Here is an 11,738-nt window from a genome sequence, read left to right on the forward strand (position 1 = left end):
GTGGGGGACGGCGCGGGGCCCCCGACGAGGGCCATCGCGGTGGGGCTCTTCAGTCCGCCGTGGCTGAAGTACGCGGTCAGCGTGCCGGTCGCGGTGATCTGCCTGCCCCGCAGCGACGGGTTGGTCAGCAGCCCGAAGCTGCTCCGGTACGCCGTGGTGACCTGTACGTAGAGCATCCGGCCGGTGTTGGTCTCGGTCGCGGTGTCGGCGATGGCGAGCGCCGTGTCGGCGGTGAAGTGGGAGGTGATCACCGTGTTCGAGGCGGTGGGTTGACCGATCACGTAGCCGGTGACCGTGGTGGACCGGCCGTCCTGCGCCGCCAGGGCCTGCGCGACGGTCAGGGTGGTCGCCGCGGACGCCGACGTCGCCGCCACCGAGATCACCAGGATGACGGCGAGCGCGAACGCCGTGACCACCCGCCCGGGTCGCGGGCGGGTGGAGCTCTTTGTATCCATGGTCGGCGATGTTATCGGGCGGAAGGTGAACGGCGGGAGAGCGTCAGTGGGAATCCTCAGCCGTGGGTGGCGTCGAACAGCACCGGCCACGGTCGCTCCGAGGGCGCCACCGCCGCCGGCGGCGCCGGCTCCTGCGCGACCAGCACCTCCGCCGCGAGCTGTCCGAACATCGTCGCCGCCGGGTGCGCCGAGCGGTCCGGCCAGGCCGCCGAGGTGCGCCGCACCAGGGGCGCCCCGGCGATCGGCCGCCAGGCGATCCGGGGCTCCCGCCGAGCCAGCGCCTGCGGCTCCAGCGCCACCGCGCCGCCGGCCAACAGCAGGCCGAAGGCGAACTCCGGGTTACGGGCCGGTCGTACCCGGGCCGGGACGAAGCCGTGCCGGCGGCACACGTCCAGCAGGTGGTCGTACCAGCCAGGCGCGGTGACCCGGGGCGGGGCGACCAGGTCCAGCCCGGCCAGGTCGGCCAACGCCACCTCCCGCGGCCGGGCCAGCGGCGACGCCCGGGGCAGCAGCGCCCCGACCGGCACGTCCACCGGCGGACCGAAACGCAGCCCGCCCGACTCCACCGGATGGTGCACCAGGCCCGCGTCGAGTCGCCGCTCGGTGAGCATCCGCACCTGTTCCGCGCTGGTCAACTCGTGCAGGTCGACGTCGAGCCCAGGGGCGGACGCGGTGAGCCGGTCCAGCAGCGCGCGTAACGTCACCGCCGGGGTCTCCGGCGGCACCCCCGCGCGGAAGACACCCAACGCGCCCTCGCGGACCCGGTGCATCAGGTGCCGCAGCCGGGCCTCCCCGGCCAGCAGCTCGTCCGCCTCGCCCAGCAGCAGCTGCCCGGCCGTGGTGAGCCGGACCTGACGGCGGGAACGGTCGAACAGCTCCACCGCCAACTCCCGCTCCAGCCGCTGGATCGACTGGCTCAACGGCGGCTGTGCCATGCCCAGCGCCTCGGCCGCCCGGCCGAAGTGCAGCTCGCGGGCGACCACCACGAAGTGCCGCAGGTGGCGGAGCAGGTCCACGCCCGGACCATACGGCAGCCCCGATACCGTGCCGCTGTGGCAGTGCGACAGCGGATCCGCGACATCTTCGCCCGGGCCGGGGTCACCGGGAGCGTGCACGTTGTGCCGGTGGACGGACCGGACGGCCGTGAGGTTGCCGTCGAGGCCGACCGACAGAGCGTGATCGCCTCGGTGTTCAAGATCCTGCTGGTGCTGGAGTTCGCCCGGCAGGCCGCAGCCGGCCAGCTCGACCCCACCGAACGGGTGGTGGTGACCGCCGCCGACCGGCTCGGCGGGTGGGGTGTGGCCGGCTGCGCCGACGACGTCGAGATGTCCCTGCGTGACCTGGCGTACCTCACCATGTCGGTCAGCGACAACACCGCCGCCGAGCTGCTGCTGCGCCGGGTCGGCGCGGACGTGCTGCCGATGCTCGCCGCCGAGCTGGGGTTGCCGCGTACCCGGATCGTGGGCGGCCCCCGGCAGCTGGTCGAGATGATGCTCGCCGACGTGGGGGCCCGCACCGAGGCGGACTTCGCCCGGATCTTCCCCACGTTGACCGCCGACCGGATCCGGGCGATGCGGGTCTTCGACCCGGAGCGCACCACGTCCAGCACCGCCCGGGAACTCACCCGGCTGCTCAGCCTGATCTGGCGCGACCAGGCCGGTCCGGCCGCCGCCTGCGCCACCGTCCGGGAGCTGATGTCCCGGCAGCTCTTCTGGACCCGGCTCGCCTCCGGCTTCCCGCCCGGGGTGCGGGTGGCGTCGAAGACCGGCACCCTACCGGGGCTGCACCTCGACGCCGGGGTCGCCGAGTACCCGGACGGCAGCCGGTACGCGATGGCCGTCCTCGTCCGGACCGAACGGCTCGCCACCCGACGGATCGACGTGGACCTGGCCATCGGCAAGGCCGCCTCGACCGCCGTGGCGGCACTGCGCGCCTGACCTCCCGGCGTTCCGCGGCCAGGTCGGCCGCCGGTGACCTGCGCTGATATCGCATCGCATATGGCGGTCGGGCCCCTCTGATCTTGGACGTGGCCGAGGGTGCGGTGGTGGGCTGTGTGACGACCACGTTCCAGTCCAGACGGGGAGAGCGTCAGCATGTCCACACACCATCTCGACCGCCGTCGGTTCCTGCGCACCACCGCCGCCGTGACCGCCGGTGGGATCGTCACCGGCGTACCCGCGCAGGCCGCAGCGGGCACCGTCACCGCCCCGACCCGGCGCGCCCGGTCCGGCGCGGTCAGCTTCCGCTGGTGGGGCACCTCCGGCTGGCGGGTCGACATCGGCGACCGGACGGTGCTGGTCGACCCGTTCCTCAGTCGCTACGACACCGGCCTGTTCCGGGGCGCCTTCGACCCGGCGACCCCGCTGACCGTCGACACCGCCGTCGTCGACTCCACGGTGGACCGGGCAAGCACCATCCTGGTCACCCACACCCACTGGGACCACTTCAACGACGTCCCGCACATCGCCGTGCGGACCGGAGCCCGGGTCTTCGGCACCCTCACCGCGTACCACCTGGGGATCGCGTACGGGGTTCCGGCGGGTCAGCTCAGTCCCGTCCGGGGCGGCGAGGTGCTGGAGTTCGGCGACCACACGATCGAGGTGGTCGGCTCGCTGCACAGCCGCAACGCGGCGTGGTCGATCGCCTTCCCCGGCGTACGCGTGACCCCGCCGCCGAAGCCGGCCACCGTCGCCGACCTGCCCGAGGGGGACACCCTGGCGTACCAGATCCGCGTCGACGGCGGCCCGTCGGTGTTCTTCATGGGCGCCAGCGACTTCGCCGAACGCAACCTCACCGGGCTGGCGCCGGACGTGGCGATGGTGGCGCTGCCAGCCACCGGCTCCACCGCCGACTACGTGCCCCGGCTGATGGCCGCGCTGGACCACCCGAAGGTCGTGGTGCCGGTGCACTGGGACAACTTCGAGACGCCGCTGGTCAACCCGCCGGTCGTCGCCCCGAACGACCGGAAGCGGCTGGACGACCTGGTCGCCGCCGTCCGCCGGGCGTCACCGCGCAGCCGGATCCTGGTGCCCGAGTACGGCACCGCGTACCGGTTCTGACGCCGGTCGGGGCCGGGATCGCCACGATCCCGGCCCCGGCCACGTCTCACTTGGCGAGCGGCTGGCCCTGCTTGTCCTTGAAGGCGCCGACCAGGATCAGGATGAAGTCGATCAGGGTCCAGATGCCCAGGCCACCGAAGGTGACGAGCTGGAGGATGCCGGTGCCGACCTTGCCCACGTAGAACCGGTGGACGCCGAGGACACCGATGAAGAAGCAGAGCAGCAGGGCGACCACCCAGGACTTCTGGGTGCTGGCCGGAGCAGAAACGGTCACTGCGGTCCTTTCTCAGCGGAGTAGCCGCGGGAGCGTATCCAGGGGTCAGATCCCTGACAAGATCGGAGAAGGCTGACCGGCCGAAAGGACGGCGGGACCGAACCGATGGGGTGCCTCCCGCCACCGGGCGGTGACCACCGGTGCGGAGCCCGGGGCCGGACGGCTCAGAGCTGGCGGATCGCCGCCGAGTCGAGCCGGAAACCCACCGTCCGGTCCACGATCCGCTCCACCAGATCGGCCTTGCGGCCGGTCGCCCCGCGCAACCCGAGTCGGGCCGCCAACACCCGCAGCTCCCGCACCGGCCACGCCGACAGGTACGCCGTGCCGTCGCCGCGGCTGGTCATGGCGGCCAGCGCCGCCACCGCCCGGTCCGGGTCGGTGTCCGACGGACCGGCCCGGCGCGGCACGGACCGCCGGTCCCCTAGGTCGGCCGACGGTACGAGCGCACCGCCGGCCGGCGCGGCCCCGCCGGCGGGCATCACCGCCAGCCGGGCCCGCCCCTCGGCCAGCGCCGCCACCTCGGCGGCCGGCAGGTCGCGCAGCAGGTCGGCGAGGCGGACCAGCAACGCGGCGGTACGCGTCGGGTCGGTCACGCCGCCACCTGCGCCGGCTGGAGGTGGGCGACGAACTCGGTGGTGATCTGCCGCAACTCCTCCTGCACGGCCGGCAGGCTCACCCGGGGGCGCAGCACCGCCGGCACGCCCCGCGGGGCGTTGGTGGCGAAGAGCGAGACGTTCTCCCGCAGGACGGTCGGGAAGACGGGCAGGCCGAGCGCGCGGACCTGGTCCATGTAGACCTGGTGGGCGGAGATCGGCCGCTGCGCGGTCAGCTGGATCATGGTGAACACCACCCCGGCGATGCCGGGAGCCACCTTGTGGTGCCGCCGGATGGTGGCGAACCGCCGGGAGTCGGCGTTGTACCGGTCGACCAGCTCGCGCACGTTGCCGCAGAGGTAGTCGATGCCGAGGGTGGACAGGTAGTCGGCCTTAGCCGGGATGAGCAGGTGGTCGCTGGCGATGATGGCGGACTGGGTGACCACATTGAGGTTCGGCGGGCAGTCGATCAGCACCAGGTCGTAGCCGCCCAACGCCTCGTCGTGCAGCCCCTCGGCCAGCGAGCCGCGGACCCGGAACAGCTCCCGGTCGTACTCCTCGCCGTCGGCGACACCCCGGGCCAGCGCCAGGTCGATGTCGGTGAGGCCGAGATGGGAGGCGATCAGGTCGAGCCGCCCCGCGCCGGACAGGTGGGCGTTGGCCGGGCCGGGGGAGACCACCAGCTCACCGAGGGGCACCGCCGGGGTGTCCCCGCGCAGCCCGTCGTACCAGCGCTTGACGGTGCGGTTGGCGCGCAGCCGTTCCCGCCAGTCGTCCGGGTCGTAGAAGCTGAAGGTGAGGCTGGTCTGCGGGTCCAGGTCGACCAGCAGCACCCGCATCCCCCGGTTGGCCAGTTCCGCGCCGAGGTTGGCGGTCAGGGTGGTCTTCCCCACCCCGCCCTTGTAGTTGATCACGGACACCACGTACACCGGACGTCTCCTCCCGCAACGGGAGGAACGGTAGCGGCCGGCGCAGCGTCTGGCCATTCACGACGGCAACTCCGCTACCGTCGGTACGCGCCTGTGGACAGTGGGGACGGGCGGGGGTCCGGCCCGGCCGGCGGCGGTCACCCGCCACCGGCAACACCACCTCGTCGTCGGGCGCGTTCCGTGCCCGTCACGCTACCCGCCGTCGGTGCGCCCCTTCCGGTCAAGCGGATCCCCGGCCGTCCGCCAGTACTGTCGTTTCTCCTCGTCGCGCACCACCACCCCGAGCCGCCCCAGCTCAGCGCGCAGCTCCCGGGCCTCGCCGCCCCGATCGGTGTCCAGGGCCCGCTGCCGGGCCCGCAGCAGGGCGTCCGCGCCGGCCGGCAACCCGGGCAACCCCTCCACCCACCGCCGGTACGCCCCCCGGTGCGGATCCTCCTTTCGCCACGGCCAGCCGTGCCCGGTGAACGCCGAGGCCAGCCGTTCCCGGTTGAGGTCCGACTTCTCCCGGGCCAGTTCCCCGCCGTCGACGCCGAGCAGCACCAGCGCCGTGCCGTCGACGAAGACGCCGGCGACCGTGGCCCGGGAGACCTCCTGCTCGTGGCCGTCGTGGCGCAGCCGCACCGCCGTCCGGCCGACGGTGACGGTGAGCCGTTCCCGGGTCCCGACGTACGCGAGGACCAGCCCGGCCAGCGCCGGCACCGCGCAACCGGCGGCGTACGCCTGCTGCTCGGGCAGGCGGGCCAGGAACGCGAACCAGCCGTCGAACGGCACCCAGGGCCGCTCGGCCAGCCAACCGGACGCGGCGGTCAGCGCCGCGCCCAGCCCGGTCCCGAGCAGCGGGAATCCGGCCCACATCACCACCAGTTCGGTGACGCCGCCGTCGACCACGGTGGCCGTGCCGTGTCCCTGCGCGTCCACAATCAGGAGACCTCCCGCCGCATGACCCGGACCAGCCCGGCGGCCAGCGGCAGCGCCAGCCAGACCAGCAGCGACACCGCCAGCCGGCCCCACTGCCCGGCGGTCACCTCCGCGCCCAGCAGCGGTTCCAGGGTGACCGCGGTGTCCAGCCACTCCGCCGGCCGGCGCAGCGCCGTCACCATCGCGGCGAGGACGCTCCAGACCGTCGGCAGCAGCAGGTAGCTGACGACGGCCAGCGGGGTGTTCAGCAGCAGCAGGCCGAAGGCCGCGCCCATCAGCGCGTTCGCCACCTGGAACACGGCGGCGTGCGGCAGCAGTTGCCAGTCGAAGGCCCACGTTCCGGCCCCGCCGGTGGCGTTGGCGACCAGTGTCCCGACGGCGGCGACGGCGAGGCTCGCCAGCACCGAGGCCAGCGCCGCCAGCACCAGGGCGGCGAGCTTCGCGACGACCACCCGGCCCCGGCGGGGCACCAGGGCGAAGGTGGTCAGCGCGGTGCGCTGCGACCACTCGGCGGTGATGGAGAGGATGCCCAGCACCGGCAGCAGCAGCCCGACCGGGAACAGCGACGGGATGAAGAAGGCCTGGAACGTCTGCTCGGGGTCGTCGAGGACGAACAGTTGCACCGTGACGATGGCGGCGGCGACCAACCCGATCACCCCCAGCAGCCAGCGGCCGGCCCGGGTGTCGGTGAGTTTGCGCAGTTCCACCTCGGTCAGCCGGGCCAGGGACGGCCCGCTGGTGGCCGGTCGGTGAACGGTGGGGGCCGGGGCGGTGGTGGCGGTGGTCACTGCACGGTCTCCTTCGTCGACGTGCCGGCGGTGAGGGTGAGGAAGAGCTGTTCCAGACCGGCGCCGGCGGGCCGCAGCTCGGTGAGGACCAGCCCGGCGTCCGCCGCGGCCTGGCCGACCGCGCCGGGCTCGGCGTGGACCAGGAAGCCGCCGTCGGTGCCGGCGGTGGCGGGCAGCGCCGCCCGGTCCAGCGTCGACCGCAACGCGTGCGGGTCGCGGGCGCGGACCAGGGTTCCGGCGCCGGCCAGCAGTTCGTCCTTGTCGCCGGCGGCGACCACCCGGCCGCCGCCGATCACGACGAGCCGGTCGGCCACCGCCTCCACCTCGCGCAGCAGGTGGCTGGAGAGCAGCACCGTGCCGCCCCGGTCGGCGAAGTCGCGCAGCAGGCCCCGCATCCAGAAGATCCCTTCCGGGTCGAGGCCGTTGGCCGGCTCGTCGAGGATCAGCACCCGGGGGTCACCCAGCAGCGCCAGCGCCAAACCGAGCCGCTGCCGCATCCCCAGCGAGTACGCCCCGACCCGTCGTTTCGCCGCCGCTTCGTTCAACCCGACGAGATCGAGCTTCGCGGCCACCTGCCGGCGGTCCACGCCCATGGTCCGGGCGGCCAGGGTCAACGCCTCCCGGCCGGTTCGCCCGGCGTGTTGCGCCGAGGCGTCCAGCAGCACCCCGACCTCCCGTCCCGGGTTGGATAGCCGCCGGTAGGGCACCCCGGCGACGGTCGCGCCACCCGAGGTGGGCGGGGTCAGTCCGCAGATCATCCGCATGGTGGTGGACTTGCCGGCGCCGTTCGGGCCGAGGAAACCGGTGACCGTGCCCGGTTCGCAGCGGAACGAGACGTCGTTCACGGCGGCCTGCGGCCCGTACCGTTTGGTGAGGTGGTCAACTTCGATCATGGCGTCGAGCCTGCCGGGGCCACCCGGCTGTCCGCTGCGGCCGGCGGTCGAGAACCGGCGATACCTCGGTCTACCGGCACCGTCGACTTTGGTAGGTATCGGCGCGCGGAGCCGACTTCCTAGCATGGGCGGGTGAGCGTCGCCGTCGTACCCGAACACCCCTGGCTGCTGCCGGGGGCCCTGACCCGCTCGCCGACCGTGGTGCGGCGCACGGCCCGGGACTGGGTGGTCGACAGCCTCTGCTTCCTGCTCGCCCTCGCCTGGGCGTTGTTCTCCTTCGGCGACGCGGTGAGCCCGGATCCGGAGTTGGCGCTCAACGCCGGGCCGGGCTGGCTGGTCGGGGTCGACCTGGTGCTCGGGGTCTGGGTGAGCGCCGCGCTCTGGTTGCGCCGCCGCTGGCCGCTGGCCTTGGCGGTGGCCACGGCACCGTTGGCGCTCTTCTCGTCCAGCGCCGGCATCGCGATGCTGGTCATCCTGTTCACTGTGCTGCTGCACCGGCCCCTGCCGACGGGTGCCGCCCTGGTCGCCTGGCATCTGGCCACCACGCCGGTCTACCTCGCGCTCCGACCGGACCCGGAGCTGCCGTTCTGGCCCGCCGTCGCCTGGACGGTGCTGATCGTGGGCGTGGCGGTGGCCTGGGCGCTGTTCGTCCGGGCCCGCCGGCAGCTGGTCCTGTCGTTGCGTGAGCGGGCCGACCGGGCCGAGGCCGAGCAGCAGCTTCGGGTGGCCCAGGCGCGGCAGCTGGAGCGCACCCGCATCGCCCGGGAGATGCACGACGTGCTGGCGCACCGGATCTCCCTGCTCAGCCTGCACGCCGGGGCGTTGGAGTTCCGCCCCGACGCGCCCCCGGAGGAGGTCGCCCGGGCGGCCGGGGTGATCCGGGCCAGCGCGCACGCCGCCCTGCAGGACCTACGCGAGGTGATCGGCGTGCTGCGCGCCGAGGCCGGTGGCGAGGCCATCCCGGAGCGGCCTCAGCCGACCCTCGGTGACGTGCCGGCGCTGGTCGCCGAGTCCCGCGCGGCCGGGGTTCGGGTCGGCGTGGTCGACGAGGTCGACCAGGCGGCGGCCCTGCCGGCGGCGGTCGGGCGCAGCGCGTACCGGATCGTGCAGGAGGGGCTGACCAACGCCCGCAAGCACGCGCCGGGGACGCGGGTGACCGTGCGGCTGGCCGGCGGGCCCGGCGACGGGCTGGCCGTGGAGATCCGCAACCCCTTGCCGGTCGGTGAGGTCGTCGGCTCGGCGATCCCGGGCACCGGCACGGGACTGGTGGGGGTCGCCGAGCGGGTCAGCCTGGCCGGGGGTCGGCTGGCGCACGGGCGGGACGCCGCCGGCGACTTCCAGCTCGCCGCCTGGCTGCCCTGGCCGGCGTCGTGAGCGCGGGGGAGGCGGTCGCGGTCCGGGTGCTCGTCGTCGACGACGATCCGCTGGTCCGGGCAGGGCTGTCGATGATCCTCGGCGGGGTGCCGGAGATCCGGGTGGTCGGCGAGGCCGCCGACGGCGCCGAGGTGCCGGCCGCCGTCGAGGCGTACGCGCCGGACGTGGTGCTGATGGACATCCGGATGCCCCGGGTGGACGGGCTGACCGCCACCGAGGCGCTGCGTACGCTGCCGGATCCGCCCGAGGTGCTGGTGCTGACCACCTTCGACGCCGACGAGCAGGTGCTGCGGGCGCTGCGGGCCGGCGCCGGCGGGTTCCTGCTGAAGGACACCCCGCCCGCGGAGATCGTCCGCGCGGTGCTGCGGGTGGCGGCGGGGGAGGCGACGCTCTCCCCGACGGTGACCCGCAAGCTGATCGCCCAGGTGACCGCCGGCCCGGTTGGGTCCGGCGGCGACCAACGGCGGCAGCGGGCGCTGCGGGCGCTCGCCGGCCTGACCGAACGGGAACGGCAGGTCGCGCTCGCTCTCGGGCAGGGCCGCACCAACGCCGAGATCTCGGCGGAGCTGTTCATGAGCGTGGCGACGGTGAAGGCGTACGTGTCCCGACTGCTGGCCAAGCTGGAACTGAACAACCGGGTGCAGGTGGCGCTGCTGGTGCACGACGCCGGCCTGGTCTGACGGGCGGTACGGCGGCCCGTTCCCGGCGTGCCCTGACCGTGCCCGCCGCCGACGGGCGGCGGGGTACCGCCCGGCGCGATTGAACTTCTGTCCCGCGCGGGCCGTACCACTGGCCGAGGATGCGCTGCGGCGGACAGCCGCAGTCGCTGGCGAGCTGCGGGAGGCCTGCCGTGCGAGTTGGTGAGCAGTCGACGGACCCCATCGATCTGGTTCTGGGCGAGGTGCCGGTGCCGGCGCCGCTGACGCCGGAGGACGTCCGGCTCGCGGTGCGGGCGGTGGTCGTACACGCCGCCGAGGAGTGGCCCACCGGGGCGCTGTGCGGTAACGACGGCGCGTCGTACCCGTGCCGGCTGCACCGGTGGGGCCGGCGGGTACTGGAGAACCACGGGCTCAACGAGCGGCAGATCGAGGCTCTGATCCGGCACGGGAACCCGTTCGTGCACGTGCCGTTCCCGTTCACCTACGGCACCCCGGCGCAGTCGCGTCCCGCCGCGGTGACACCGCCGCGAAGCCCGGCGCCCGGCCAGCCGGGCCGCGTGCCGCCGGGCCGGCCCGTTCCCGCCTATCCGACGCGCGGCCAGGCCGGCCGGCCCGCCGCCCAGGGCATGCGGCCGGCCGCGGCGCAGGGGATCCGGCCGGCTGCCCAGGGCATCCGGCCCGGCGTGCCCGGCCGGCCGGTGGCACCCCCCGCCACCGCGCCGCGCTGGCCCCGGGCAAGCTGAGCGCGGCCCCGACCGCCGGTGTCACCGGGGTGCCGGCGACGCCGGCCCGGACCGGGTCGGAACCCGGGCCGGGCTGGCGTCGATGTTCCGGCCCGCTCAGTCGGCGGAGCCGACCCCGCAGTCCGGGGCCGACCAACTCGTCGTGTTGCTCGTCCGGTCGCGGTTGTTCTCGCGGCGCGAGTCCAGGTGCACGTGCCTGCTGTGGCCGGGGTGGCCGGGCCCGTAGATCCCGCTGAATCCGTGGCCGCGGGCGGCCCGGGCGATGTCGCACAGCGAGCTCGTCCGGGAGGTCACGTCGGCGGCGTTGCCGTACAGGTGCTGGCTGTCCGCCACCCCGCCGACCTCGCGGTTGCAGGCGGTGTCGCGGAAGCCGCTGGTGACGTAGAGCGGCCGGTCACCGAGCGTGTGGCGCAGCGCTTCGAGCTTCCACATGGTGCGCAGCGCGTTGGCCCGGGTCTCCGCGGCCGGCAGCGGGCCCCCGCTCCACCCGCCCCGGCCGCATCCGTCGTCCATCTCGCTGAAGCTGAAGTGCGCGGGCGTGCAGTCGTCGTCCTGCAACTGGTACAGCTTGGCGAAGGTCTGTGGGCCGGCGATCCCGTCGACGCGCAACCCGTACGCGGCCTGGAACCGGCGGACCGCGGCGGCGGTCTCCGGTCCGTACTGTCCGTCGATCCGGACGATCCCGCCGGTGGCGGGCCACCCGGCGACCCGGATCTGCAGTTGGCGGACGTCCTCCCCGGAGTGCCCCCGAACCAGCGTGCGTTTCCAGGTGTAGCAGGCGTCGGCCTGGGCCGCCGGCGCGGCGACCACGGTGGCGATCGTGGCTCCTGGCAGCGCCAGGGCCAAGGCCACGAGGGCCCGCTTGAGCGTGTGTACGCGCACAGGTGTCCTCCGGTTACGAGAGCGATGGGCTGACTGGGAGGCATCGACCGGGACGCCCTGTCCTCTCCACCTTGGCAGCTCTCCTGTCGGTTAGGGGCAGTTGGTGAGAATTGTTCGGAGAAGCACTGGTTTCTGGGCGTTACCTGAGAGTTGGACGGATTACAACCCGCC

The 11,738-nt window shown here is 74.1% G+C and carries 14 protein-coding genes; 5 read left to right on the forward strand and 9 right to left on the reverse strand.

Going from position 1 to position 11,738, the window contains the following annotated elements; translation table 11 throughout:
- Positions 1–455: DUF6359 domain-containing protein (locus E1165_RS24785; protein WP_243704979.1), on the reverse strand; the 455-nt coding region annotated here is incomplete at its 3' end.
- 56 nt (positions 456–511) lie between these two features.
- Positions 512–1,471 (reverse strand): LysR family transcriptional regulator, encoded by a 960-nt coding sequence (locus E1165_RS24790; protein WP_132394145.1) that lies wholly within the window; start codon positions 1,469–1,471, stop codon positions 512–514.
- 36 nt (positions 1,472–1,507) lie between these two features.
- Between E1165_RS24790 and E1165_RS24795 the strand changes: the two genes are divergently transcribed.
- Positions 1,508–2,392 (forward strand): serine hydrolase, encoded by an 885-nt coding sequence (locus E1165_RS24795; protein ID WP_132394146.1) that lies wholly within the window; start codon positions 1,508–1,510, stop codon positions 2,390–2,392.
- 156 nt (positions 2,393–2,548) lie between these two features.
- Positions 2,549–3,514, forward strand: a complete 966-nt coding sequence (locus E1165_RS24800; RefSeq protein WP_132394147.1) for an MBL fold metallo-hydrolase — start codon at positions 2,549–2,551, stop codon at positions 3,512–3,514.
- Between the two features lie 46 nt (positions 3,515–3,560).
- Here the strand turns inward: E1165_RS24800 and E1165_RS24805 are convergent, their stop codons facing one another.
- The 6 genes from E1165_RS24805 to E1165_RS24830 form a co-directional block, all read right to left on the reverse strand.
- The gene (locus tag E1165_RS24805) at positions 3,561–3,788 is read right to left on the reverse strand and encodes a TM2 domain-containing protein (protein WP_132394148.1); all 228 of its coding nucleotides are present in this window, start codon (positions 3,786–3,788) and stop codon (positions 3,561–3,563) included.
- Positions 3,789–3,952: 164 nt separating this feature from the next.
- Positions 3,953–4,381 (reverse strand): SAP domain-containing protein, encoded by a 429-nt coding sequence (locus tag E1165_RS24810; protein WP_132394149.1) that lies wholly within the window; start codon positions 4,379–4,381, stop codon positions 3,953–3,955.
- Entirely contained in the window at positions 4,378–5,310 is a 933-nt protein-coding gene (locus E1165_RS24815; protein ID WP_165945318.1) for a ParA family protein, read from the reverse strand. The genes E1165_RS24810 and E1165_RS24815 overlap by 4 nt, the downstream gene beginning before the upstream one ends.
- A 192-nt stretch (positions 5,311–5,502) precedes the next feature.
- Positions 5,503–6,228, reverse strand: coding sequence for a hypothetical protein (locus tag E1165_RS24820; protein WP_132394151.1), 726 nt, complete (start codon positions 6,226–6,228; stop codon positions 5,503–5,505).
- A gap of 2 nt (positions 6,229–6,230) precedes the next feature.
- Positions 6,231–7,016 (reverse strand): ABC transporter permease, encoded by a 786-nt coding sequence (locus tag E1165_RS24825; protein ID WP_132394152.1) that lies wholly within the window; start codon positions 7,014–7,016, stop codon positions 6,231–6,233.
- Entirely contained in the window at positions 7,013–7,909 is an 897-nt protein-coding gene (locus E1165_RS24830) for an ABC transporter ATP-binding protein (RefSeq protein WP_132394153.1), read from the reverse strand. Before E1165_RS24830 ends, E1165_RS24825 begins: the two co-directional genes overlap by 4 nt.
- 132 nt (positions 7,910–8,041) lie before the next feature.
- Here E1165_RS24830 and E1165_RS24835 point away from each other — a divergent pair, with 132 nt between their 5' ends.
- The 3 genes from E1165_RS24835 to E1165_RS24845 all read left to right on the forward strand — a co-directional run bounded on the left by E1165_RS24835 (position 8,042) and on the right by E1165_RS24845 (position 10,685).
- On the forward strand, positions 8,042–9,283 hold the full coding sequence (locus E1165_RS24835) for a sensor histidine kinase (protein WP_132394154.1): 1,242 nt from the start codon (positions 8,042–8,044) through the stop codon (positions 9,281–9,283).
- A 71-nt stretch (positions 9,284–9,354) separates the two neighbouring features.
- Complete coding sequence (locus tag E1165_RS24840; RefSeq protein WP_132394157.1) at positions 9,355–9,963, forward strand: response regulator transcription factor; 609 nt, start codon at positions 9,355–9,357, stop codon at positions 9,961–9,963.
- A 170-nt stretch (positions 9,964–10,133) separates the two neighbouring features.
- Entirely contained in the window at positions 10,134–10,685 is a 552-nt protein-coding gene (locus tag E1165_RS24845; RefSeq protein ID WP_132394155.1) for a hypothetical protein, read from the forward strand.
- Between the two features lie 96 nt (positions 10,686–10,781).
- Here the strand turns inward: E1165_RS24845 and E1165_RS24850 are convergent, their stop codons facing one another.
- Complete coding sequence (locus E1165_RS24850; RefSeq protein ID WP_132394156.1) at positions 10,782–11,567, reverse strand: D-Ala-D-Ala carboxypeptidase family metallohydrolase; 786 nt, start codon at positions 11,565–11,567, stop codon at positions 10,782–10,784.
- Positions 11,568–11,738: the final 171 nt, after the last annotated feature.

This window comes from Micromonospora sp. KC723 (assembly GCF_004348595.1).
Classification (GTDB): Bacteria; Actinomycetota; Actinomycetes; order Mycobacteriales; family Micromonosporaceae; genus Micromonospora.